The 25,658-nt window shown below is 64.8% G+C and carries 14 protein-coding genes; 5 read left to right on the plus strand and 9 right to left on the minus strand.

What is annotated here, in order from left to right; all coding sequences use genetic code 11:
- Positions 1 to 54: 54 nt before the first annotated feature.
- From ARGLB_RS06125 to ARGLB_RS06155, 8 genes are all read right to left on the minus strand, one after another.
- Complete coding sequence (locus ARGLB_RS06125) at positions 55 to 1,251, minus strand: MFS transporter (protein ID WP_003800169.1); 1,197 nt, start codon at positions 1,249 to 1,251, stop codon at positions 55 to 57.
- 42 nt (positions 1,252 to 1,293) lie between these two features.
- Positions 1,294 to 2,976 carry an ABC-F family ATP-binding cassette domain-containing protein gene (locus tag ARGLB_RS06130; protein ID WP_003800172.1) on the minus strand — a complete coding sequence of 561 codons (1,683 nt, stop codon included), beginning with the start codon at positions 2,974 to 2,976 and terminating at the stop codon, positions 1,294 to 1,296.
- A gap of 126 nt (positions 2,977 to 3,102) precedes the next feature.
- Positions 3,103 to 5,091 carry a penicillin-binding transpeptidase domain-containing protein gene (locus ARGLB_RS06135; RefSeq protein WP_003800174.1) on the minus strand — a complete coding sequence of 663 codons (1,989 nt, stop codon included), beginning with the start codon at positions 5,089 to 5,091 and terminating at the stop codon, positions 3,103 to 3,105.
- An 82-nt stretch (positions 5,092 to 5,173) separates the two neighbouring features.
- Positions 5,174 to 6,613, minus strand: a complete 1,440-nt coding sequence (locus tag ARGLB_RS06140) for a phytoene desaturase family protein (RefSeq protein ID WP_003800176.1) — start codon at positions 6,611 to 6,613, stop codon at positions 5,174 to 5,176.
- A complete protein-coding gene (locus ARGLB_RS06145) occupies positions 6,606 to 8,075 on the minus strand; it encodes a glycosyltransferase family 87 protein (protein ID WP_003800179.1) in 1,470 nt (489 codons plus the stop codon). The genes ARGLB_RS06140 and ARGLB_RS06145 overlap by 8 nt, the downstream gene beginning before the upstream one ends.
- 51 nt (positions 8,076 to 8,126) lie before the next feature.
- On the minus strand, positions 8,127 to 8,300 hold the full coding sequence (locus tag ARGLB_RS23535) for a hypothetical protein (protein WP_003800181.1): 174 nt from the start codon (positions 8,298 to 8,300) through the stop codon (positions 8,127 to 8,129).
- Positions 8,301 to 8,894: 594 nt separating this feature from the next.
- Entirely contained in the window at positions 8,895 to 9,476 is a 582-nt protein-coding gene (locus tag ARGLB_RS06150) for a histidine phosphatase family protein (RefSeq protein WP_003800182.1), read from the minus strand.
- Positions 9,473 to 10,993, minus strand: coding sequence for a CCA tRNA nucleotidyltransferase (locus tag ARGLB_RS06155; protein WP_003800184.1), 1,521 nt, complete (start codon positions 10,991 to 10,993; stop codon positions 9,473 to 9,475). Before ARGLB_RS06155 ends, ARGLB_RS06150 begins: the two co-directional genes overlap by 4 nt.
- Before the next feature lie 195 nt (positions 10,994 to 11,188).
- On the opposite strand from ARGLB_RS06155, the gene ARGLB_RS06160 reads away from it, so the two are divergent.
- The 5 genes from ARGLB_RS06160 to trxA all read left to right on the plus strand — a co-directional run bounded on the left by ARGLB_RS06160 (position 11,189) and on the right by trxA (position 17,323).
- Positions 11,189 to 11,689, plus strand: coding sequence for an NUDIX hydrolase (locus tag ARGLB_RS06160; RefSeq protein WP_003800186.1), 501 nt, complete (start codon positions 11,189 to 11,191; stop codon positions 11,687 to 11,689).
- A 72-nt stretch (positions 11,690 to 11,761) separates the two neighbouring features.
- Complete coding sequence (gene murJ, locus ARGLB_RS06165) at positions 11,762 to 13,876, plus strand: murein biosynthesis integral membrane protein MurJ (RefSeq protein ID WP_003800188.1); 2,115 nt, start codon at positions 11,762 to 11,764, stop codon at positions 13,874 to 13,876.
- Positions 13,877 to 14,048: 172 nt separating this feature from the next.
- Positions 14,049 to 15,773, plus strand: coding sequence for a hypothetical protein (locus ARGLB_RS06170; protein ID WP_003800190.1), 1,725 nt, complete (start codon positions 14,049 to 14,051; stop codon positions 15,771 to 15,773).
- Positions 15,774 to 16,001: 228 nt separating this feature from the next.
- Positions 16,002 to 16,958 carry a thioredoxin-disulfide reductase gene (trxB, locus tag ARGLB_RS06175; RefSeq protein ID WP_003800192.1) on the plus strand — a complete coding sequence of 319 codons (957 nt, stop codon included), beginning with the start codon at positions 16,002 to 16,004 and terminating at the stop codon, positions 16,956 to 16,958.
- A gap of 38 nt (positions 16,959 to 16,996) precedes the next feature.
- Positions 16,997 to 17,323, plus strand: coding sequence for a thioredoxin (gene trxA / locus ARGLB_RS06180; RefSeq protein ID WP_003800194.1), 327 nt, complete (start codon positions 16,997 to 16,999; stop codon positions 17,321 to 17,323).
- A gap of 6,940 nt (positions 17,324 to 24,263) precedes the next feature.
- Here the strand turns inward: trxA and ARGLB_RS06185 are convergent.
- A complete protein-coding gene (locus ARGLB_RS06185; protein ID WP_003800198.1) occupies positions 24,264 to 25,613 on the minus strand; it encodes a ParB/RepB/Spo0J family partition protein in 1,350 nt (449 codons plus the stop codon).
- Between the last annotated feature and the right edge of the window lie 45 nt (positions 25,614 to 25,658).

Below are 25,658 nucleotides of genomic sequence, written 5' to 3' on the forward strand. Positions count from 1 at the left end.
CGGTACAGCGGTGTGCTCCCGGCTTCTGTCCTAGGCGGGACATTCCCGGGCGGGTCATTCCCTGGCGGGAAGCGGCTTGGCGGCACCCGCGAGCATCAGGGCGACCAGGATGGGCACACCGATGGCCAGCAGTGCCATATGGATTCCGGTCAGGTCCCCCAGGTAGCCGAGCAGCGGCGGACCGGCCAGGAAGGCGACATAGCCGATGGTGGAAACCACCGAGACCCTTGCCGCTGCGTGCCGGGGATCGTCTGCGGCTGCCGACATCCCCATGGGAAAGGCCAGGGCCGCCCCCACTCCCCACAGCGCTGCTCCAACGGCAGCCAGCCACAGGTTTCCGGCAAACACGAACAGTGCCAGGCCTGCGGCGGCGGCTGCCATGCTGCCCCGGAGCACTGCCACCCGGCCGTACCTGTCGATGACGGTGCCGCCGAAGAAGCGCATCGTGGTCATGGCCAGGACGAAGAGCGCGAAGAGCAGTGCGCCGGTCGATTCGGAGGTTCCCAGCCCGTCCACGGACGCCTTGGCGATCCAGTCGTTGCCTGCGCCCTCGGTCAGCGTGGCGCCGAGAACCACGACGCCGATCAGCAGGGTGCGGCCGTCCCGCCATGCCGAAGGTCCGCGGACCGTCTTGGCTTCACCGTCGGCGGGCCGCTCCGGTGCGGTGTGGGGGAGGAAGTACCGGGGGACCACGATTGTCAGCACCGCCACTGAGGCGGCGATGACCAGCAGGTGCTGCGGCAAACCCACGCCGATTCCAGACAGGCCAGCCCCGATCAGGGCGCCTACGAAGGCACCGCCACTGAAGGCAGCGTGGAACTTGGGCATCACCGTCTTGCGGAGCCGGTGCTCGACGTCGGCGCCCTCAACGTTCTGGGACACGTCCCACAGCCCGATGCCGATGCCGAAAAAGAAGAGGGATGCAGCGGTGCCGGGAACCGACTCAGCGAGCAGCGACACTGCGATGCCTACACCCGCCAGCGCGGCCAGAAGGCCGCTCGCCCGGACGGTGTTGGCGGTGCCGATCCGGCTGATGACGTGCCCGGCGGTGGGAAGCGCGATCAGCGACCCGACGGCGGTGCACAGCAGCAGGGTTCCCATCTGCCCGGACGAGATCCCGAGGATCTCCGTCACAGCCGGAATGCGGGCCGCCCAGCTCGCAAAGACCAGGCCGTTGGCGCCGAAGATGATGAACGTGGCCAAGGCGGCGGCGGAAACCTGCCGGCCGGCAAGCTGCTGGGTTGAGGTCATTCGTCAACTCTAGTGCCGCGCAGCTTGAGCCTGTCGAACCCGTCAGCGGGCGCGTTCCACCCGCTTCTCGTCCCAGACCGGCGCCGCCGACTCGTACACCTTGCCATCGGAGCCGAAGACCAGGAAGCGGTCGAAGGTGCGGGCGAACCAGCGGTCGTGCGTGACGGCGAGGACCGTGCCCTCGAAGTGGTCGATGGCCCGTTCCAGGGCCTCGGCCGAGTGCAGGTCGAGGTTGTCGGTGGGCTCATCCAGCAGCAGCAGCGTGGCGCCGGACAGCTGCAGCAGCAGGATCTGGAACCGGGCCTGCTGTCCGCCGGACAGCGACTCGTACTTCTGTTCCGACTGCCCCGCGAGCCCGTAGCCGTCGAGAGCTCCGGCAGCGGCCTCCCGGCCCAGGCCGGAACGGTGTTCGTCGCCGCGGTGCAGGATGTCCAGCAGCGTGCGGTTCATGAGGTCGGGCCGGACGTGCGTCTGCGCAAAGAACCCCGGCCGGATACGGGCGCCCAGTTTCACGGTGCCCTCGTGGGGCACTTCGGCAATTTCGACGTCGGACACCGGAAGGTGCTCCCGCTCCGGATCAGTGCCTCCGGTGGCGAGCAGCCGCAGGAAGTGCGACTTGCCGGAGCCGTTGGAGCCCAGCACGCCCACACGGTCCCCGAACCAGATCTCGGTGGAGAAGGGCTTCATGAGACCGGTCAGTTCCAGCTTTTCGGCCACGACGGCCCGCTTGGCGGTGCGGCCGCCTTTGAGCCGCATCTGCACGTTCTGCTCGATGGGCAAGGCTTCCGGCGGTCCGGCCTCGAGGAATTTGGCAAGCCGGGTCTGGGCTGCGTGGTAGCGGTTTGCCATGTCGGAGCGGAAGGCGGCCTTGTTCTTGTACATGTTGACGAGTTCCTTGAGCTTCGCGTGCTCCTCGTCCCAGCGCTTGCGAAGCTCCTCGAAGCGGGCGTTCCGGTCCGCCCGGGCCTCGACATACGACCCGAAGCCGCCGCCGTGGATCCAGGCGCCGGCCCCGTTGATGCCCGGCTCGAGCGTGACGATGCGGCCGGCGGCGTTGTTCAGCAGCTCCCGGTCGTGGCTGATGAAGAAGACGGTCTTCTTCGATTCGTTGAGCTTGTCCTCGAGCCAGCGCTTGCCCGGGACGTCGAGGTAGTTGTCTGGTTCATCGAGGAGCAGCAGCTCGTCGGGACCGGCAAAGAGCGCCTCCAGCACCAGCCGTTTCTGCTCGCCGCCGGACAGCGTGGACGCGCGGCGGTGCTGGGCGCGGTCAAAAGGCAGTCCCAGCGCGGCCATGCAGACCTCGTCCCAGACGGTCTCGACGTCGTACCCGCCGGCGTCTCCCCAGTCGACGATTGCCTGGGCGTACCGCATCTGGGTGGGCTCGTCGTCGTGCTCCATCATGGCCAGCTCAGCCTCATCCACGGCGCGGGCGGCATCCGCCAGTGCCGGAGGAGCGGCGGACAGCAAAAGGTCGCGGACCGTGGAGTCGTCACGGACCTGCCCCACGAACTGCCGCATGATGCCCATGTTTCCGGACCGGCCGATCACGCCTTCGTCCGGAGTGAGGTCTCCGGCGATGATCCGGAAGAGGGTGGTTTTGCCTGTTCCGTTGGGTCCGATGAGCGCCGTCTTGGTGCCGTCCGGGACCTTGAAGGTCACCCCGTTGAGCAGCTGGCTGCCGTCGGAGAGGAAGTAGTCGATGCCGGAAACGTCAATATGGGCCACCGGGCAATTCTCCCACGCCCCGCCCGCCGGCGATTTTGCACAGATATCGTGCCCAAATGCGCCCAGGAGTCGCGACAAGTCGATAAGAACTCCGGGGGAGGCGGGGGTGGGAGGTGCGCGGGTGTGTCAGCCAGCGGCGGTCAGGAATTTCTTCAGGAGCGGGCCGGAAGTCGTGGCGCCAAGCCCGCCGTCCTCGACGAATACGGCCACTGCCAGGTCCCCGTGCACGGCGATGATCCACGCGTGGGTCTTGGGCGGGTTGGCGTTGCCGAACTCGGCGGTTCCCGTCTTGGCACCCACGGGTTCACCGGGGACCTCGGCCAGGAATCCGGCGTGGCCCGAGGTCACCACGGCACGCATCATGTCCGCGAGGGCGGCTGCTTCCGCCTTGGTCACAGGGGTCTGGGCGGTCTTCGCGGGGGCTTCCGCTGTGACGGTCGACGACGGGGCGGAACCTTCCGGTGTCGGCGTGGGAGCGGCCGATGCCGACGCGGACGGAGCGCTTTCCTCCACCAGGACCGGGGACACGGGGGCGCCCTTCGCCACCGAGCCTGCCATCACGGCGGCGGAGAGCGGGGACATCAGCACCCTGCCCTGGCCGATCATGGCTGCCGCGTGCTCGGTGCCCTCGGCCTCACCGGGAACGGAGCCAAGGAACGCCTCGGCGCCAAGCTTCGGCGCCTCCACGGCTACCCCGAGGGACGTGGCGGCCGACTCCAGCTGGGCCTGGGTGACCTTGTCCCGGGCGGCAATGAAGGCGGTGTTGCAGGAGTGGGCGAAGGCGTCACGCAGGGTCACGGATCCCAGGGAGTCCTTCGGATAGCCCTCGGCGTTCTTGAACTTCCGGCCGTCGACGGTGAGCGTAGGCGTGCATTCAACGGTGGAATCGGGGGTGAACCCGTTGCGGAGCATGGCGAGGGAGTCCACCACCTTGAACGTGGATCCCGGCGCGTACTGGCCGAGCATCGCCGTGTTGTAGCCGTTGCTTCCGGGACCCGACGCGGCGGCCAGGACCGCCCCGGTGGACGGACGGAGCGCCACGATGGCTGACGCAGGCTTGACGTCGGCAAGGGTGTCCTCGGCAAGCTGCTGCAGCTTCGTGTCGAGGGTGGTCTGCAACGGCGTGCCGGGAACTGCCTGCACCTCAAAGACGGTGCGCCGCGGGTCGGTGGGCGCGGCCTGGATCTCTTCCCGGGTCAGATCGGCGCGCTGCACGCGGACCACGGTGCCGTCTGTTCCACGGAGCTGTGCATCGTACTGCTGCTGGAGTCCGCCCGTGCCGATGACGTCGCCGGCGGTCAGGGTGCCGTTGGACTTTTCAATCTGCTCGGCGCTGGCTTCGCCAACGGTGCCAAGGACGGCCCGGGCGAAGTTCCGCGTTGGTGCCAGCGGCAGTTCGGCCGGGATGGCCCGGCCACCCGGGATGGCCTCGATCTCGGCGTCGGTCACGGCACGGTCGCTGGTGTTGCGCAGGGTGATGGCGGGAACGAATGCCTCAGCACCGGACGCCTCCACCTGCTGCACGTAGGCCGCGGGATCCACGCCCACAAGCCTGGCGAGCCTGGTGGCGGCATCGGCGGCATCGGCGCCGCCCAGCTGCGGTTTGTCGATGCCCACGTTGACCACCGGCCGCAGCGTCACGAGCTTCTGGTTGCCGGCACCGAGGATGTCGGCCCGGGGGGACGCCTGCGTGGCCTTGCTGAGGATCTCGCCTTCGGCCAGATTTGGGACGAGCAGTCCGGGCGACCAGACGGTAAGCCACTTGTCGCCGGATTTCCGCAAGTCGGCCTCGACGGTGTACTTCCACTCGCCGGTGGAAATCTTCCAGCTGTAGTTCAGCGGGATCCGGGCAGTGTCGCCCTCGAGCGTCAGCTCGCCCGTTTCGACGGAGGGCTTGGCCGGCGCCAGCGCCTTGAAGACCTGGTTGAGCTGGTCGTTGGCCACCGTCGAATCACGCCCATCGAAGGCGACCGGGCGGAGGTCCAGGCCGGCGACGGCGGAGGCCAACTGCTTCGCTGCGGCTTCCGCACCGCCGCGGCCGTCGTCGCAGGCCACCAGTGAGCCGCTGAGTATGAGACCGGCAAGGACAAGTGAAAGTTTTTTAGTGTTCCCCACGGCGTTATTATCCCCCGGCGGATGCGGGCAGCGAGCCACAACACAGCCATGCCACAGCAACGCCGCTACCCGGCCCGCTCGGCTAGAGTCCGAGTGCCGGCACGTCCAACCCGAACATGTCGTTGAGAGCATATTTGGCGGCGCGGAATCCGGGCATGCCGGTGACACCGGGTCCGGGCGGCGTCGAGGAGGAGCACAGGTAGACGCCGCGTGCGGGAGTGCGCCATGGAACGGGCGAGACCACAGGCCGCTGGATCAGGCCCCGGGGATCCAGAAGTCCGGCGCTGAAGTCACCGCCGATGTAGTTTTCGTTGTAGGCGGCCAGTTCGGCCGCGGTCGTGACCTTGTGCCGCAGTACGAGGTCACGGAACCCTGGCGCAAAGCGCTCCAGCTGGTTCATGACGGCCTCGCCCATGTCCACCGTGGACCCGGACGGCACATGGCAGTAGGTCCAGAGGATGTGTCTGCCCTTCGGCGCCCGGCCGGGATCGACCACGGACGGCTGCGAAACCAGGACGTAGGGCCGCTCCGGGTGCCGGCCCCGGGACACGGCGTGCTCCGCCTCCGCCATTTCCCCGCGCGTGCCGCCCACGTGCACCGTTCCGGCCTCTGCCAGTCCTGCAGCGGTCCACGGCACGGGACCGGACAGGATGAAATCCACTTTGCACGCGCCGTTGCCGAACCGGAAGGACTCCAGCGCGCGGCGGTAGGAGGCGGGCAGGCGGCTGCCGGCGATGCGTGCAAGGGCAGGAGGCGCAACGTCCAGCAGCACTGCCTTCGCCGGTTCCAGCTCCGCCAGCGACGTGACGCGGAACCCTGTCTGCAGTACGCCGCCGTGCGCTTCGATGTCCTTGGCCATCGCATCGGCGATCGCGGACGATCCTCCCACTGGAATCGGCCAGCCCCCGCTGTGCGCCAACGCGTTGAGCAACAGGCCGGCTCCCGCCCCGGACAGTGACGGCAGGCGCCCCACGACGTGGGCTGCCACTCCGCTGATCAGCGCGGGCGCCCTGTCCCCCCGGAAGCGGAGGTTCCACAGGGGCGAGCCCTGCTCAAAGGTCCGCAGTCCCAGGATGGCTGCGGCCAGCGGGTCGCCGGGAACTCGCAGCAGCTGGTCGGACGTGGTTTGCACAACACCGTCGATGCGCCGCACCAGTGGGGCGAGGAGCCGGCGGTAGGCGCGGCCGTCCCGGCCCAGCTCGTCGGTGGTCCGGTCGAGCGACCGGTACGCCAGGGCTGACCGGCCACCATCCAACGGGGAGCCGAACTGTACCGGCGGAAGCTGCAGGTCCACCCGCTGCGCCAGCTCGAATGCCCGGAAGAAGGGCGAGGCCAGCGCCATGGGGTGGACAGCCGAGCAGATGTCGTGCCAGTGCCCTTCCTCGATGACCTGGGACGTCCGGGATCCACCGCCGAGCTGGTCCGCGGCCTCGTACACGTGCACCTTGAGCCCCGCCCGCGCCATGACGACGGCGGCGGCGAGTCCGTTGGGTCCGGAACCAACGACGGCGACGTCAGGCATTCCGGGCGACCGTTCGCCACGGGAGCAGGGAAGCAGAGGGGCGGAACAGGTCGATCCGCAGCCTGTCCGGCACGTTGTTGAAGGGACCGCCATGTGGGTCGTCCATGGCATGGCGCCGGATGGGATCGTAGCGGGGGTCCCAGATGTCCCACGCGACCCGCAGCATTAAATATGCAGTTGCAAGCATATGGGCGGCGACGGCCAGGACGTAGTACGGCATGTCGATGTTGTGCTGTGAGACGCCGCCGCTGGTCACTTGGCCAAGATACATCCAGATGGCCGCCCAGTGCAGCCCCTCGATGCCCTGCCAGATCAGGAAATCGCGCCACTTCGGCCGGGCGAGTGCCAGCAGCGGCACGAGCCACAGGACAAACTGGGGAGAGTAGACCTTGTTGGTGAGGATGAAGGCCGCCACGATCAGGAAGGTCAGCTGCGCAATCCGCGGCCGCTGGGGAGCGGTCAGAGCCAGCACCGCAATGAGGACGCACGCCAGCAGGAACACGTTCAGGGCGAGCGTGTTGATGGCCTCCGGGGTGAGAAGCGTCCAGCGTACGCGCCCGGCCACCAGGTTGTAGGCGAACCAGGGCGAGCTGTAGCCGGCGGGGCGGTCCTGCGTGAACTCGAAGAAGTACTTCCAGCCGGCCGGGTCCCGCGCGGCAATGGGCAGGTTGACGGCGAGCCACGCCGCGGCAGCGGAGGCCGCCAGGACCAGGAAGGCACGGATCTTGCCTGTACGCAGGGCCAGCAGGAAGATGGCGCCGAAGACCAGGAGGGGGTAGAGCTTGGTGGCAGTCCCCAGCCCGATCAGGACCCCGGCCAGGATCAGCCGCTTCCGGGACAGGAAATACATGCCGAGGGCCAGCATGGCCACGGCCCACATGTCCCAGTTGATCACTCCGGCGAGAACGATGCCGGGCGCCAGGGCCACCATGGCCGCATCCCAGGGCCGGCGCCGGGTCATGCGTGCAGTGGCCAGCACGGTGACGATCCAGACGGCTGCGATCAGGGTCGCGTTGACGTCAAAGTAGCCGAGGATCCGGGCGTCCGTGACTCCGTCGCCGGGCACCAGGCGGGCCGTGATGCCGGCAATCAGGCCCATCAGGACCGGATACTCGAAGAGGGCACCCGGCGTGAAGAACGGAAAGGCCCCGTCGCCCAGGCCACGGTTGCGGAACAGCTCAGGGAAATCGGAGTAGCAGGTCGCATAGAACTGCGACGGCGTCTCCCAGCCGTTCACCCGGCAGTAGTCCTTGATGGCGATGGCAGCGAGGGCGGCGAGCACGGTCAGGATGATCAGCACGCGTTCCACTGTGAAGAAGCCGGGCGCGACCATCCCCGGCGCGGACCGCTGGCCCAGGGGCCCGCCGATGAGCTCGGTGAAGTTCCGCAGGAGCCGGTCGCTGCGGCTCGGCACCACCAGGCGCGCGAGCTTTCGATCGGGCGGCGGCTGTGTCTCCTGCATGGTTTCGAGCTTACCGGTGGGTCCCTGATTAAAAGGCCCTGCATAAAAGGCTCAGCGCAGGCTGCTCATCTGCTGATGCATGAGCGCGTAGACGTCCTCCCGTTTCCGGTCCAGCAGCGAGCCATCGAACTGTGGCTGCTGGGCCGGCGCGGAATCGCGGCCGGAAGGGCCGGCCTCATCGCTGGAATCGCGGCTTGAAAGGATCTCCTGGAGTTTGCGGAGCATGGTTCTTCACCTCCTTTCAGGAAATGACAAAAGAATCCGGGCACGGCAATTAGTGCCATTCGTGCACGCAAAGAAATGGCCGTAAAAGGGCAAAGAAATACCCGGGAAGGGAAGGAAATGGAATCCGCAAAAGCGGCAATTGGCCCCGGCAACGGCAGCACGGCACCCCCAACAGGAAGCAGGGTTCCGAATTATGGGGGAGCTGCGCAACCGCGTGTTTCCGCTACATCAGGCCGCCGGGGTCAGGGTTCTGCGGAAGGGGCAGAACCTGCCGATGCCCCGCCTGCTCGCCCGCGTTATGCGCGGGAGAAGGGCTGGAGAATCAGAATTAGGCTCGGGCGAGTCCGTGAAGAGGGCGCAGGTCAGCAGCGAAGGCCGGAAACGCGATGATGGTCATCTTCCATCCGCTAGTCAAAGTAATCATTTTCCCAACCTCCTTTTCTGCTCTGCCGCTGCACGGGATAACGGGCCGGTACAACGCGCGCCATGACCCTGGCAGATCGCTCTGGGGTCAGGAATAAAAGTACACCAGAAAAAGCACAGCTGACTACTCGATTCCAGAATTTTCTGGAAAAAAAATCCGAAAAGGTGCTTTTACAGACCCCAACGGACAATGGCGGGCGTCCTTTTGTCCCAGCCCAGGGTGCACACTTTGGCTGTTCCCAGGATGAAGTGCCGGCCCTCTTCAGGTTCGAGTTCGAGCCAGCGTGCTGTAAGGATGCGGGAAAAATGGCCATGGGCCACGATCAGGACGTTGTCCAGCCCGGACTCCAGCACCCGGGCCACGATCTTGTCCGCCCGGGCGGCGACATCGTGAAGCTTCTCGCCGTTGGGAACACCGTGCGTCCAGATGAGGTAGTCCGGGTTGTCCTTGCGGATCAGGTCGGAGCTGATGCCCTCATAGTCGCCGTAGTCCCATTCCACCGCCAGCGGCTCGTGGACGGCATCGGGGAAACCGGCGAGTTCCGCGGTCCGCCGGGCACGGCGCAGCGGAGAGGTCAGGACCAGGTCGAAATCCACGGTGTCCAGGATCCTGCGCGCCTCGACTGCCTGCTGCTCGCCCTCCACGGTCAGGGGAAGGTCCGTCAGTCCGGTGTACTGGCCGCTCTTGGACCATTCGGTTTCGCCGTGCCGCAGGATCCAGAGCTGGGGGCGGGCGAGGTTGGCGGCGTTCACTTGGACTCCTCGGTTGGGGAAGATTCGACGTCGGCGGGAGAAGCAGGAGACTCGGGAGAAACGGAAGCATTGGCTGCATCGGCTTCAGGCTGCCCAGCCCACCAGGCCCGCAGCCGGGACTCGGCGTCGGCAGGATCGAGTGGCCCGTTTTCCATTCGTTCCTCCAGCAGGAACTTGTAGGCCCTGCCCACCACGGGTCCGGGTTTGAGGTCCAGCAGGGCCATGATCTCGGCGCCGTTGAGGTCCGGGCGGACCGCGTCCAGGGATTCCTGTTCGCGGAGGGCCGCAATCCGGGATTCGAGGTCGTCGTAGGCGAAGGACAGCCGGTCGGCCTTGCGCTGGTTGCGCGTGGTGACGTCGGAGCGGGTCAGGCGGTGCAGGCGTTCCAGCAGGGGACCGGCGTCGGTGACGTAGCGGCGCACAGCGGAATCCGTCCAGCCGGCGTCGCCGTAGCCATAAAAGCGCATGTGCAGTTCCACGAGGCGGGCCACGGCCTTGATGGTGTCGTTGTCGAAGCGCAGGGTCTTCATCCGCTTCGTCGTCAGTTTGGCCCCCACCATGTCGTGGTGGCGGAAGCTGACCGCACCGCCCGGTTCGAACCGGCGCGTAGCCGGCTTCCCGACGTCGTGCATCAGAGCCGCAAACCGCAGGACAAAGTCCGGGCCGGGGACGGCGCCGTCGGAATCTGTCTCCAGGGCGGCCGCCTGCTCGAGGACCTGGAGGGAGTGCTGGTAGACGTCCTTGTGGCGGTGGTGCTCGTCAGATTCCAGCCTGAGCGCGGACACCTCGGGCAGCACGAACTCCGCCAGGCCGGTGTCCACCAGCAGGTCGATGCCCACACGGGGGTGCCGCCCGCAGACGAGTTTGACCAGCTCGTCACGGACGCGTTCAGCCGAGATGATGCTGATTCGCTCGGCCATCCGGGTCATGGCAACCCGGACGTCGTCCCGTACAGCCACGCCCAGCTGCGAGGCAAATCTCGCTGCCCGCATCATCCGCAGCGGATCGTCGGAAAAAGACGCCTCGGGAGCGCCCGGCGTGGCCAGCACGGAGGCGTGCAGGTCGCGGACTCCGCCGAAGGGATCCACCAGTTCCATCGAGGGCAGCCGCAGGGCCATGGCGTTGATGGTGAAGTCGCGGCGCAGCAGGTCATCGGTGAGGGAGGAACCGAAGGCCACGACGGGCTTCCGGGACTCGGGGTCGTACGCTTCGGCACGGTAGGTGGTGATTTCAATCTGGAAGCCGGCCTTGCGCATGCCGATCGTTCCGAAGGCGCGGCCGATCTCCCAGAAGTTGTCCGCCCACTTCTTGATCAGCGCCACGGTCTGGTCCGGCGTCGCATCCGTCGTGAAATCGAGGTCGGGGGAGGTGCGGCCCAGGAAGAGGTCCCGGACCGGGCCGCCGACGAGCGACAGCTCATGACCGGCATCCACGAACCGCTGACCGAGCTCCAGGACCACCGGGTCCACCTGGAAGTCAACGGTGTGAAGATCAGTCTTTTGATGTGCGTGCGCCATAGTTACTTAAGCTTGTCAGAAAACCAAGCCCCACCGCACCAAATCACGTCATTGTGCGACGGCGCCGGCGAAGCCCGTTACATGCAGTCCACCTGCAAGCCATGTCCCGGTCATCACGGCGGGGCAAGAGTCGTTAGAGTGGACTCCATGGCCCATCCAGTACCGAGCGCTCCCGGCAGGAGGACGAACCCACCGTTGCCATCGGCAATCGGTGCCCACGTCGCGCCTGCACCGCACTCGGCCCCGGCCTCGCTCCCCACCGTTGAGGAGGTCTCGGCCGGCGGCGTCGTGGTGGACACGTCCGACGACGAACTGAGGGTTGCGATTATTGCCCGCCTTAACAGGGGCGGACGGCTGGAGTGGTGCCTGCCGAAGGGTCATCCTGAAGGCCGGGAGAACAACGAGGAAGCCGCGGTCCGTGAGATTGCCGAGGAAACCGGTATCGACGGTGACATCCTTGCCCCGCTGGGCAGCATCGATTACTGGTTTACCGTCAGCGGGCACCGCGTCCACAAGACAGTGCACCACTACCTGCTGCGCGCCACCGGCGGTGAACTCACCATCGAAAACGATCCTGACAAGGAAGCGGTTGATGTTGCCTGGGTTCCCATCCACGAGCTTGCCCGCAAGCTTTCGTTCCCCAATGAACGCCGCATCGCCGACCTGGCACGCGAAGTCCTTCCCGAGCACCTCTGACCGTCCGGCAATGTCCGCCGGATACCCCTTTGTGTGCCGCAATATCAGCACCCGGGTGAGACGATGAAGACGATGTCAGCAGCCAGTCCGTCCTCCGACCAGCCCCCGCAGCCGGACGAAACACCGCCAGGTGTGACGCCCGCCAGCGAGTCAGCCTCCAGTGCCGCGCAGCCCGGCGAGGCCCGTTCCAGCGCCATCATGGCAGCAGGAACCCTCGTTTCGCGCTTCCTGGGGTTCGGCAAGACCTGGATGCTCGGCGCCGCCCTCGGCCTGGGCTCCACCGTCACTGACACTTTCATCAACGCCAACAACCTGCCCAACCTCATCTTCTTGCTGGTGGCTGGCGGCGTGTTCAATGCCGTGCTGGTGCCCCAGATCATCAAAGCGAGCAAGGCCCCCGACAGGGGAGCGGACTACATCAGCCGGCTGCTCACGCTGGCCGTCCTGGTGCTGATGTCCCTGACCCTGCTCGTCACGCTGTTTGCTCCCGCCGTCATTGAACTCACCACGCAGGGCTACTCGCCGCAGCAAAAGTCGCTGGCCGTTGCCTTCGCCTTCTGGTGCCTGCCGCAGATTTTCTTCTACGGCCTGTATGCCCTGCTCACCCAGGTCCTCAACGCCAATGGCGCGTTCGGACCTGCCATGTGGGCGCCCATTTTGAACAACATCGTGGCCATCGCGGGCCTCGGCATGTTCATCTGGGTCTTCGGCGCCAACGAAGCAAATCCGCATTCACTGGACAACTGGGGCGCGTCGCAGACGTTTTTTGTCGCTGGTTTCTCCACGATCGGCGTGGTTGCCCAGACCGCCATTCTGCTGATTCCCGTCTTCCGGCTGAAGCTGGGGCTGCGTCCGCGGTTCGGCTGGCGCGGCGTGGGACTCGGCCACGCCGCAAGACTGAGCGTGTGGACGCTCCTGACGGCCGCCGTCGGGCAGTTGGCGTTCCTTTATGTCATGCGCATCGCCACCATTCCCGGTACCGAGCGGCTTCGCCTCGAGAAAGCGGGCGACGACGGCGCCGCCGCCATGCTGCCCGGCAACGCCGTGCTCGAGGTGGCCAGCCAGCTGTACCTGCTGCCGCACTCGATCATCGCGCTCTCCCTGGCCACCGTGCTGTTCAACCGGATGACCCGGGCCTCCCAGGATGGGAACCGCGCACAACTCCGCGAAGCCCTGTCCCACGGCCTGCGGACCATGGCCGTGGCTACAGTTTTCGGAGCTTTGGCGCTTTTCGCCCTGGCGGGTCCGCTGGGCATGTTTTTCTCCGGCGGGCGCCCCACGGACGGCATCCTGCTTGCGCAGACCCTCACCATTCTGGCGCTCAGCACCCCGTTCATGAGTGCCAACTTCATGATGTCCCGGGTCTTTTACGCCAACGAGGACGCACGCACGCCGTTCTACATCCAGCTGGTGCTGGCCCTGGTTAATGTTGTGGCCGCGTTCTTCATCCAGTTCCTGCCGTTCGACCAGATCATTTTCGCCATCGCCGTCCTGTACACGGGAGGGAACATCCTCTCGGTGGTCGTCTCCGCCATCTTCCTCCGCCGGCTGCTGGGACACCTGGACGGTCCGCGGATCATCAACTCGTACATCCACATGGGCTATGCGGCCCTCGGCTCAGCCGTTGCCGGTGCGGGGGCGCTGTGGCTCATGGGCAGCTACAGCCCGGTCGGCTTCGCCTGGAGCAGCCGGCCCGCTGCCTTGGTGACCATCGTCGTCGTCGGCCCCGTGATGCTCGCCGCGTACCTGGTTCTGCTGAAGCTGTTCCGGGTCACGGAGCTGCGCGACCTGCTGCGGCCGTTGCTGGGGCGGCTGGGCCGCGGTTCCGGCGCAGCGGCAGCTGCTCCGTCTGCCCCTGCCTCCGCCGGGGCTTCGGTTGCCGGAGCATCCGCCGGCACTGCATCGCGGCGGCGTCCGACGCCGGAACGCGCCACGGTCTCGTCGGACACCGGCCTGATTCCCAGGATTTCCGGCGAGTTCGATTCTGCCTCCTTCCGCGCCGGGCCTGCGCCCCAGCCGGAACCGGAAGATTACGACGGCGCCACCTACCTCCCCGAGGAGGACGTCCCCGGGACGGCCCGAGGGAACGGCTTGCGCGGGGAGATTCCGCTTCCGGGCCGCCGGACCTTCCAGGGGACCCCCGGCCAGAACCCGCATTTCCCGTCGCGGCGGCGGAGGAAAAAGTAGCCCGGACGGGGGCCGGCCAGCCCCGTCTTCCGCGGCCGTTGCACAGCATCGGCTAGGATCGAGGGGAACAAGGGTAGTTGCAGGCCAAGGGGTCCGCCGGCGCGCCGGAGGCCTTCGGTGGCGTTGCATCGCCAGGGCCAGAAGCAATTCCCGGACAGGCTAGGAGGAACACGTGTCCCACCCGATCGATGTCGGATCAGTACTTGGCGGCCGCTACAAGGTCACGGCCACAGTGCTGAGTTCGCATGACCAGGATCTGGTGCTGGACGGTGTGGACCAGGTGCTTAACCGCCCGGTCAGCATCCTGGTGGCCGGCCCGTACAACGCAGACCAGGTAGCCCAGAGCGCCCGCGAAGTGGCGACGGGGGAGCGCCCCGGGAACGTGCAGATCCTGGACCTTGGAGTCAGCGATGCCACGACGTATCTGATCACCAACCACACCTCGGCCGCTGACCTGCTGGACCTTGTGGTTGCGTCCAACCCGCCCTATGTCGAGCCGTTCTTCACGGACACCCTGGGCAGCGAGATCTTCGGCCAGGCCCGCTCCCACGAACCCGAAGCCTACGACGAAGACGACGAGGTCGAAGCCGGGTACATCAACTACAACGAAAATCAGCCGGGCGGGCAGTACCCCGCCACCGCGCCTGCGCCAGCCGCCAGCCGGTCCGGCCACTCCAGCCATTCCAGCCACGGGGCAGCAGCTCCGCAGGGGCACGGACAGCAAGCGCCTGCCCAGGCACCCACAGCACCGGTGCGGAAGGCTCCCGTCGTGCCGCCGCTCCCAGCAGCCCGTCCCGCCGCGCGTGCCGGTGCCGCAGGTGCCGCCGCCGCCGGTGCCGCCGCGACCGGTTCGCGGAGCGACCGGCAGGGCATCCCGGAGACTACTGCGCCGCAGCCGATCCAGCCGGATAGGGGCTATGAGCAGGACGCCACGCAGCACGACAACGTTGAGCAGGCACTTCTGCAGCGCGACAACAACCGCTCCGGGAACGCCGCACGAGGTGCCGCCGGCGCAGGTGCAGCGGCCGCCGGAGCCGCCGCTGCTTCTGGTGACGGGCACAACTCATCCAAGGTGTCGCTGTGGTCCGAAAACGACTATGACTACGTCCCCGAAGACGAGTACGACGACGAGGGCAGCAACGCGCACGAACAGGACCGCCGTGCGGGGAACTTCCCTGACGTCGCCCGAACCGGTACCGCTCCGGCTGCCGATTATTACGACGATGAAGACGACGAGCCACAGAAGGAGCCGCGTTCCATGCGGTGGCTCGTCGGTGGCCTTCTTGCGGCCGTCCTGATTGTCGGACTCATCTTCGCCGTAACCAACCTCGGCAGCCTCTTCAAGAGCGCACCGCAAACGGAAGCGACCCCCGGAGCCACCGCACCGCCGTCGGCTGCCACGCAGCCGAGTACCGGAACGCCGGCCAAGAGCACTGCTCCGGCGGCAGGGCCGCCGGCCATCGAGGGGATCACCCGCCAGGGCAACTTTGATTTCGCTGCGACGTACGACGACGACCTCGGCAAGGCCTTCGACGGAAACGCGGCGAGCTACTGGTCGGACATGGAGTTTGCCACCGAGGACTGGGGCGGCCTTGCTCCCGAGGGTGTCCCGCTGGTGGTCAAGCTCAAGAGCTCTTCCAAGGTCTCCTCGATCACCCTGAACCAGTTGGGTGCCTCGGGCGGAAGCATCACGGTTTACACCAACGACCGCCCGGCGCTGGACGGTGCAAAGCAGGTGGGAACCAACAGCTTCACTTCGCCTGACCTCACTATGCCGCTTGCCGAACCGGTGACCGCTCAGTACGTCATTATCTCGATCAAGAACCTGCCCAAGCTTGCAGCTCCGAAGACCCGCTTTGGCTACGGCCTGCGGCTGGCGGAGATCAAGGTCCAGTAAGGGAACGCTGCCGTTCGGAAGTCACGTTCCTCCCCGGCGTAACCGGCATGCCCTCAGGTTGCCGGAGGCGGTACCCTTGTGGAAAGTCCCGTGGCGGTGTTCCCGTGCAGGCACGGGTGTTTTCGCCTGCCTCCAAATACGTTTGGAATATTCCACACTGCCAATCAGTTGTGCCATGTGGCCGGCCGGAAGGCTGGCGCATCGACAAAGGAAGAGGTTCACCGTTCAGTGAGCACCGCAGAAAACAGCGCGTCAGAAGTGCGTGATGTCATCATCGTCGGCTCCGGCCCCGCAGGCTACACGGCCGCCGTGTACACGGCCCGCGCCAACCTGAAGCCGCTGCTGCTGGCTGGCTCCGTTACTGCGGGCGGTGAGCTCATGAACACCACGGATGTCGAGAACTACCCGGGCTTCCCCGAGGGCATCATGGGTCCGGACCTGATGGAGAACTTCGAAAAGCAGGCCGCCCGCTTCGGCACCGAGATCCAGTTCGAAGACGTCACCGCCCTGGATCTCGACGGCGACATCAAGACTGTCACGATCGCGACGGGGGAGACCTTCCGCGCCCGCGCCATCATTCTTTCCACCGGTTCGGCGTACCGCGAGCTCGGCCTGGCCAACGAAAAGCGGCTCTCCGGCCACGGTGTCAGCTGGTGTGCAACCTGCGACGGTTTCTTCTTCAAGGACCAGGACATCGCAGTGATCGGCGGCGGCGACTCTGCCATGGAGGAAGCACTCTTCCTCACCAAATTCGCCAAGTCCGTCACTGTGGTGCACCGCCGCGACACGCTGAAGGCATCCAAGATCATGGGCGACCGCGCGCAGGCCCACGAGAAGATCAACTTCGTGTGGAATACCGCCGTTGAAGACGTCCTCGGTGAAGACAAGGTCACTGGCCTGAAGCTGAAGAACCTGGTCGACGGCACCGAGTCAGAACTGGCCGTGACCGGCGTCTTCGTGGCTATCGGCAACGATCCGCGCACCGAGCTCATCAAGGACAGCCTGGAGATCACGGAAGCCGGGACCATCGCCGTCGAAGGCCGCAGCTCCCGCACGAGCATCAAGGGCGTCTTCGCCGCCGGCGATGTCGTGGACCCGACCTACCGCCAGGCGATCACTGCTTCCGGCTCGGGCTGTGTCGCAGCGATCGACGTCGAGCACTACCTCGCAGACCTTCACGCCTGACCGGCGCTGAAAATCATTCGAAGAGAGAGACAAGGGTTATGAGCAACGCAAAAGATGTAACTGACGCAAGCTTCAGCACTGACGTACTCGCCGCTGACAAGCCGGTAATCGTTGACTTCTGGGCCGAATGGTGCGGTCCTTGCCGGAAGCTGGGTCCTATCCTGGATGAGATCTCGGTGGAGTACGGCGAGAAGGTCAACGTCGTGAAGGTGAATGTCGATGACAACCCGGCGATCGCCGCGGAGTACGGCATCACCTCCATTCCCGCCGTCTACCTGTTCCAGGGCGGCGAAGTGAAGAGCACGGTCATCGGTGCAAAGCCGAAGCAGTTCTTCGAGAAGGAATTCGCGGACGTTCTGTCCTAGCCGTAACAGGCCTGGATGGGAAACCTGACAGGCACCGCCGGCGTTAGGCGTGCAAAGGTGGCCATCACTCTCAGGGGAGTGGTGGCCACCTTTTTGCGTCCCTGTTGGGTATCACTCAACTGGGTCTCGCTCATTTGGGACACCTTCAACTGAGTGCCGGCGGCATCACCAGCCTCTGGACTGAGCGGGGCTTCGAGAGAGTCAAAAGGTAACCTGGTTCAATCTCTTTCTGCGGGTACATTGGCCAAGAATCATTGTGACGGTTGCAGGTCTCGATACAAGCGATTTCGACCCGTATGCCTCCATCGAACCGCTGCATTTTGCGTCGCGGCGGCGGCGGATCAGGTGCGCTCGACGCCGCGCGACGCCAGCCGGAGCCAGAAACGCATGTAGACGTACGCTGTCAATGTTTCACGTGAAACTGGCTCACTTGCGGTGGCCCGTCTAACTGGGTATACCCAGGCGACTGTTGGGACGTGGGTGGCAGCCAGGTTGACTCCGGGCACGCAGACCGTCGCGCGTACTCTTGGCCGCAGTTCTTGCCCGCACCGCCTGAGGGTTCCCTCGTCCCTGCAGCACGCGGTCTCCGCCCTCCGCTGCCCGGTAACGAGTAATGACAATTCTCGTCTATACGCGCCAAATCCCCGTGATCGGTCCCTTTCGTACAACGCCGCTCGTTACCGGGGCCTGGCACCAGGCCCGTGCTCCCATGTGTACGGTCGGGCATTGGGAGTGATTGTCGCAGTAGTCCAGCTTCCGCATGGAATCTTGTTAGCAGGCGCCGTTCCACACGGGGAGGGACCATTAGCCGACATAAGCCATTCGCCCCGCCATCACGTGCACTCCATATTTGCTGAATCAAAGTCGCGCCTCCACCTGGCCCGCGGTACGCCTCCTGGCGGAGATCTGGAATTCTCAGCGCAAACCGGTGACTGCGCTGCTACCCATGGACGCAGCATGGCGGGCTCAACGTAGCCTCCCAGGGACACCACCCATCCCGGCCCCACGTCCGACTCGATGCCTATTCCGGCATGCGCGTTTCACGTGAAACATGATCGCCGCGGGGAATTAGTCAGCCGCCTACCGCCAGTTATCGGCTCCAGCACAGGCGGCACTAGAGAATCCCGATCGATCTCCCCTAAGGGACCAGCGCCTGCCCGTGATCTGAGATCGACCCGACCCTGCACGGATGGCTCAGCACGCGAGTGCCCTGCCCGCGTCAGCTTGGAACATCCTGAAGCACCCAAACACGCCCTTCCCCAGCGTTTCCCGGCCTGGCCAAGTCGGGTCTGGCCTGGCTAACAGGGCACCCCGCCAACACCGGGCACGCGCGATACTGTTCCGTGGGCCATACTTTTGAGCTGGTAGAGGCCCAAAAATGGGCAACATTCCTGCACCCGGATCTCGGAGATTTTTCGGATTTGTGCAATCTTGGACCACGACAGGATGGGTCGCAATACAGGGCTAACAATGTATTCAGGTTGCCAACACGACATGGTGAGCCGCGAGTTATACCCAGCCGCCGTGCAAACTCGCAGACGCCCAACGTTGACTACGGTCGACGACGCCTTCAGACCGGCCCGGCGGCGCATCCGTGGTATTGCGTCTTTCGGCTACGACCACGCCTCGCCTCGTCGAATCATTGGTACACAATGCGACATTGGCACACAGTGCGCAATCGGTTCGGTCCGGATCGAGCTCGGGCACTAAAGGCCTCGGGCACTAAGGCAGAGCACGTTAGTGCACCGAACCAGCGGCCGGCCGAAGCAAGGTAGGCATCCGGAATACACGCATGGACCGCTAGATACACCGCTTCTTGGAATGCGGCTCTTTCAGGAACCGGCCTAAGCGCTTCGACTGCCCGTTCGACCCTCATTGCAGCTTGTCGGGCACGCTGCACCCACGGCCACCCGGACGAGGCGAGAGGCGTGTTCTGCAGAATGCCGCCAACTGCTGTAGTCGTCATGCTTCGCCAGTCATCCTGGCGCGCCGCCAAAGCCTTGCTGCACCGTCATTCGTGCGAAGCACCGACTGCATCTAGCCGGATCCATGCTCTTCATTTTTGAGCGCAGGAGTACATTTCGGACCGCTCGGACGTGATCGATCCGCGTCTGTGTTTCACGTGAAACAGCGCTGCAGGTCGGCGATGTGCAGGTCCAACACAAGCACGCAGGCAGCCAAGTGGCGCCCTATTCTGGAATCAAAAGAGCGGTGGTGCGCGGGTTCTTTAGGCCTCCGTTCTTAGAGCCACGCTTGGTTTCAGCTTCTGATGAGCCGCACGTGCTAACCGTCCGTTCGCGCTCCAGGGCGCTCAGGCCTGCCGGCTACTACTTACCGGACTCTGCCACCGAACGCCTCACTGAGTACGGGGCCACCGCCTGGCGAAGCCGCATTCGGATCGGCGGGGTCGGTGGCATCCTCGATCCGATGCGGCTTGGGGGAGGGACGACTGGGCTCTAGCTCAACGTTTCACGTGAAACGTGAGGACAGGACTGTGAGGCCCACGACCTGACTCCGCACAGGAAGAGACACGATGACCCGAAGCACCAGCCCGTCGGATGAGCTCACACAGGAGCTGGACGTACAACGCAGGTGCACTGAACGAAGCAGTGCTGAAGCAGGGCCGTCGCAAGCGTCCTTGGCCCAGAGAGCCGTCCAGGGCATCGCAGGTCCCCATCCATCCACGCCATCCACGTTATCCACGCGTGCGAGCATATCGCGGCACGTCCCCAGCATGATTCTCCACCGAATTCTGCCGGGCGGGTTCCGGCTCCCGCGTCACCTCATAAGATGCCTTCGTGTGGACGGGCTATTCATGGCCATAGGCCTTGGCCTTGGCCTGCTGAGACGCTGCGGACGCCAACCGCGCCATAGCCGCCGACGAGATGCGAATCAAAGCAAAGCAAGCTTTGCATTTGACGGCGATTCAGTACGCAGCCTCGATCCCGATTCGAAGCACCTGGGCGGCCCCACGACAGTCAGAGCACGTGGAGCCTCTTATGCCGGAACCTAGAGAGAACTCGACAAGTCAGGGGTGGGGCAGCAGCATCCCGGCCTCCCACTTCGTCCATGCCCTGTCGTCTCACCACCGGTGCATCGTCCGCCCGGGGCAACAGAAGCGACTGGCGGACCATGGGACTAGGCTACAGCGTCCCAGTACGTGGTCGACCGGGTAGCTGGTCGATCGAGACCCGCTACGCATAGGGCAATCTCGCGCCGATTTTCAAGACGCAGCCGAGCCCGGGGAGCACTGTACCCGTGGAACGTAAGAGCGGCGGGTACTGCCCGAGTGTCAGGGCAACACGCGATGGTCCGATTCTCTATGCAGCGCCGAATGACCGCAGCGTTGAATTCCGCCCGTCACCATTGAGGATGGCGCAGGTTGGTCGGCTCAGCGGCTGGGTTCATCGCAACTGCGCTCCGGACATCCCAGCCAATCCAGCAAGGTCCAGCGTGGTTCAAGAACGCACATCCCTCTTTGTTCCCTGGGAGCTGGATAAGTCCAGCTCCCAGCACTGGCCAACCGGCGTCGGCTCTGGGTTGCCAATTCAAAGTCGCGCGCCACCTCGCTCAAGACCGCATCAGTGGGGAACCCATCGGCATCTGGGTTCTGCCTTTGCCCCCCAAACTCGGTTAGGAACTCCGGACGAGGCTCACGGCACGACCGACGCTGAGGCCAGTTCGGTTACGTCACGTGCCGATATGGTGTGACTCACCATGACATTATTCACACCTTTATCCACAGCCTAATTCACAGGGTTATCCACAACCTCCTCACCCAGCCTGTGGATCCACCGGGCCATACGTGACTACAATCACGGATGCCTTAAGTCGTGGACGCACGAGCCACCAAATTGCGTGCACGAACCTGGCCGGCCCCCCGGGGGGATCACTCAGGCCAGTTCTGGCACCGCACGCAGGATAAACTACGGATTTAGGTGGATGATTACCCTTCGGACGCCACCTTGGGGCGCGGCGGAACGCGGCCCCAGCGTAGGCGATGCGTTTCACGTGAAACGTGCACGTCAGATGTCGATGAGGACCAACATCACCCGGGCCTAGCCGCATTGGCCGACATAGCACTGGAGCTCCGCGACCTGTGTCATATCCCCAGTTTTATCCACACAGTTATCCACAGCGTTATCCACCGGCTTATCACCAGCGAAATTAGCCCAAACGCCTGGTCCTCGAGAGGTAGTCCCGCAGCACAAACACAGGCCGAACCGGTCTCGCTCCAGGCCGATGACTTCAGTGACTGAAGAGTCGATGCCCTACCACACGGATGCCGACAACGGTGGGACGCGAGGTCAATTCTGGGTTGGTGAGGTTAGGAACTGGTGCTGCACCAGATCGGGTAGAGGCGAGCCAGATACGCCGGATTCTGCCAGGACGACCAGAATGTCGGTACTGGCCCGGGCTTCTTCACCAGCCTGAACCAAAGCCTCGGTGCACTGGCGGGAAGCCCTGATCCGCGAGATTGGACCCAGTGCTGACACGATTCCGCGATAGGGCTACCCAGTGTGGCCGGGGATAGTTGGGGGATTGCAGCGTTCTCGTCATGCCCCAGTCGGCCGTCGCTTCCCGGGAATTTCGGGTGGACCTGAGCAACATTTCTCTCGGAGGGTGCGCTGCACTTCCACGCTGCCACGGATATAGGGTTGGCTTCCACTTGGCTCTGCTGGGATGATTCACGATTCTGCGCCGGCTGCCAGCTACCAATGCAGGGAAATGAGGCCCGGCCCGTTTCACGTGAAACGTGGAACGGGCGGGGCGACGGGAGAGCGGCGCCGAGCCGCTGCAGTTGGGACGAGGCCACGTCGGCGGTAGGCGCCGCGAATCATGATGGAAGCCGGCCCGAAGATGGCCACCCTCGGATGGACGGACGCCGCGTTGCAGGGCTCGACGTAGATCGTTCATGGAAGGGCACAAGAAACCAGACGCCAGGGGATCAGCGAAGCAAGGCACGACCTGTCCTTGAAGGAGCTGTGTGCGTTGCGGTGCCCGCCCACTGGGCTGCCACAATACCCTGTCAGGCCGCGGGGAGAGGCCCGCATTCCCGGATGACCGCGAACACGGGGGATACGAATGCTGGCAGGACCTTGTGGAGCCCCTGCGGGACCCGTCCTTCGCGCCCTCAGTTATCGAGCCTGTAGCTACGAAGCGGGTCTAGGTGCGGGTGATACTCCTGCCTATCGTGGTTCCTTAGGTCCCTGTCGTTCGTTGCCAGCCGGACGCGTCTGATGACCGAGTCCGCATTCCTCTGCAGCTATGTGTCTGCGTCTCCACCCCGGGGACGCTAGGGGACGAGAGCACCTTGAGGATCCCCACGTGGCCGTTGGTACCTTGTCCACACGATACGCACGTTGGCTCCGCGCACCTGCGATCCATTGCGTAGCGGCATACCGTCATCCAATTCAGACTGCGGAACAACACTCGAAGTCAGGCGCCCGCCAAACTCAGGCCGCTCTGGCGATGGGTCCACATCTGTCGGTCGCTCGCTGGCATAACTGGGAGCATGTGGCTTCGCTTGTTTCACGTGAAACATGCGGCGCCTAGTGGCGGAGGCACGCCCACCTGTGTGGACCGTGACCACAGCCACCTCTCACACCAGACCCCGCCCCCTTCCCCGACCCCGTGTTTCACGTGAAACGAAACGGGAACATGCGATGCCATTTGGCCCGCCGGAGCATTACAGAAGCCGGCCAACGACTCATCGGACCCATGCAAAATCAAGCAATCCGAATCCACCAGACCCGGACCTGGACTCACGAGATGACGACCCTGGTGTTTGTGCAGCTGCGCCGTCGCGCGCTGTTGGCAGGCATCCTCGATTCGACGCCAGTCTCTGATGCGAATTGCGCACCCTTCCCGACGACGCATCCTACTGAACGTGCGGAGCGAAGATAGAACCGGCAGGTATTTGGCGCAATCCCCGTGGCCTGGACGCCTAAACCGGAAAAACTCACCCTCGAACTGCTGCACCGGCCACACTGGCACCAGCGAGACAGCAGCCCTTGAGGCTCTGGGAACAGTCGTTCAGGATCTGAAAGGCAGGCTAGAGCAGGCAGCTAGGGCGGAGTTTCACGTGCAACATGCATCGAGTCCCAAAGTCACTCTTGCGTCTAAACCGGCGGACATACACCACCAGACCGCACTGCGCCCAGTATCATCATGAACTGCAGGTTTGCGGGTCATGACGACGACAAAGGCACGCATGATTCCATCTCGGATCCTCCGCAACGCATAAGGCCCAAGCCCACGATGCATGTGCGGGGAGCGGAAGACCGTCGAGCCTTGACGCGTAGAGGGCACACAGGACGTGGGACGGCCGCCGGGTTGGAGCTGCTCGCTGAATGCCTGCATGGCGCTGGCCACAACCTGAACTTAACCGAGACGGCGTGAGGAGTCGCCCTAAACCAGCACAAAACGCCGGACGTCGGTCTGAACATACAAATCCGGCGCGGCGAAGCGGCCATCGCACCATCATCCGAGCGGCACCACCGGGCGTCCCACAGACCCTATAGTGCAGCGGATCGATCCCATTGGGAAGGGCATCGGGCGGTAACCACAACCCGCAAAGTGAGGAGCAGTTGACCGCATTGGCCTGGGGTTTAAGGAACGTGCCATTGCCGCACCTCTGGAGCCAGTCATTCTCGTCCCACGTGAAACGACAAGCGGCATCGAAGCAAACCGTTGAGCAGCACTGTTCGTCTGGAGGCCGGCCTCATAAACAGCCCAAGAGGGAATCAACCCACAGGGCCATCCATCCCAAACACCAGCTCCAGTAGCCCGTCAGCCGTCTTGCAATCCAACCTGGCTGCGAAGTCGTTCCCGGGGCTAGCAAGACAGTCAAAGGCATCGACTATCTTCGCCAGGGTCCGCGCGAAGGAATAGAAAAGGGCCCGTTCATTCGAACGGACCCCAATCTTCGACTAGTACCTTAGTTGTCGGCTCCCGGAGCAAGCACATCCATGATCCGGTTGAGGTCTTCAACACTTGCGAACTCGATGCTCACGCGGCCCTTGCGCGCGCCGAGCGAGATCTTCACGTTGGTGTCCAGCCTGTCCGAGAGCGAGGAGGCCAGGTAGTCCAACCGCTCGTGGCGTGCACCAGGGCGGGGGATGTTGTTCTTGGCCGGCATCACGGGTTCGCGGTGTAGCGTTACCGCTTCCTCGGTGGCACGGACCGACATGCCCTCAGCCACGATCTTCTGGGCCAGGCGTTCCATGGAGGCTGCGTCGGGAAGCGAGAGGAGGGCCCGGGCGTGGCCGGCCGAGAGCACATTGGCTGCCACGCGACGCTGGACCAGCGGGGGAAGCTTCAACAAACGCAGAGTGTTGGAGACCTGCGGGCGGGAGCGTCCGATCCGGTCAGCCAGCTGCTCGTGCGTTGTGCCAAAATCCTCAAGCAGCTGCTGGTACGCGGCAGCCTCTTCGAGCGGATTTAGCTGGCTGCGGTGGAGGTTCTCCAGAAGCGCGTCCCGGAGCAGGTCATCATCCGTCGTGTCACGGACAATCGCCGGGATCGTGGAGAGTCCGGCGGCCTGGACTGCACGCCACCGACGTTCACCCATCACCAGCTCGTACGGTTCTCCACCCTTTTCGGTTGAAGTACGCACCACAATTGGCTGGAGGACGCCTATTTCCCGAACGGAGTGAACAAGCTCCGCCATGTCGTCCTCATCGAAGACGGTTCGCGGCTGCTTGCGGTTGGGATGGATGTCAGTAACCGGGATTTCAGCGAAACGCACGCCGGGCACCTCGACGAGATCGACGCCGTTGTCGGGGACAGCAGCGGAGCCTGCCTCGTGCCGGCCGTCGGCAGCCTGGGCTGAAGCGGCGTCGTCCTGAGGCCCGTCCACGGCGGACGAGTCCGGGCGAACGGGCCCGGACTTCTTAGCGTCCTTGGCGGCTCTGGCCGCAACAGCATTCTTGACGGCATCCGCGGCGGCACCCGAAGCGCCACCGGTCCGGGAAGCGGCGGTCTTCGCCGTTGACTTGGCAGAAGAGGCCTTCACTGAATCCGAAGCGTCCTTCGCATCCGCTTCGGTCGACTCCGGAACTTCGGAAGACTCCGCAGCCTTCCGGCCGGACCGGCGAGCCGGGGCTTCGTCGGGGACAGACACGTCCGGCCCTGCCGCAGGGACGGGTTCAGCCGTCTTGCGCGCCTCCGGGAAGAAGAGATCCACAGGGCGCGACGGAGCTGCTCCGTTACCCGAAGCGCCTGCGGAAGCGGAACTTGGAATGAGTGCGCCAAGACCGCGACCGAGCCCGCGTCGCTTATCGCTCATGGATGATTCCCTCCATCGGAAGAGCCCGGCTATGCCGGGCTCCGG

Origin of the sequence: Arthrobacter globiformis NBRC 12137 (assembly GCF_000238915.1) — a bacterium.
Classification (GTDB): domain Bacteria; phylum Actinomycetota; class Actinomycetes; order Actinomycetales; family Micrococcaceae; genus Arthrobacter; species Arthrobacter globiformis.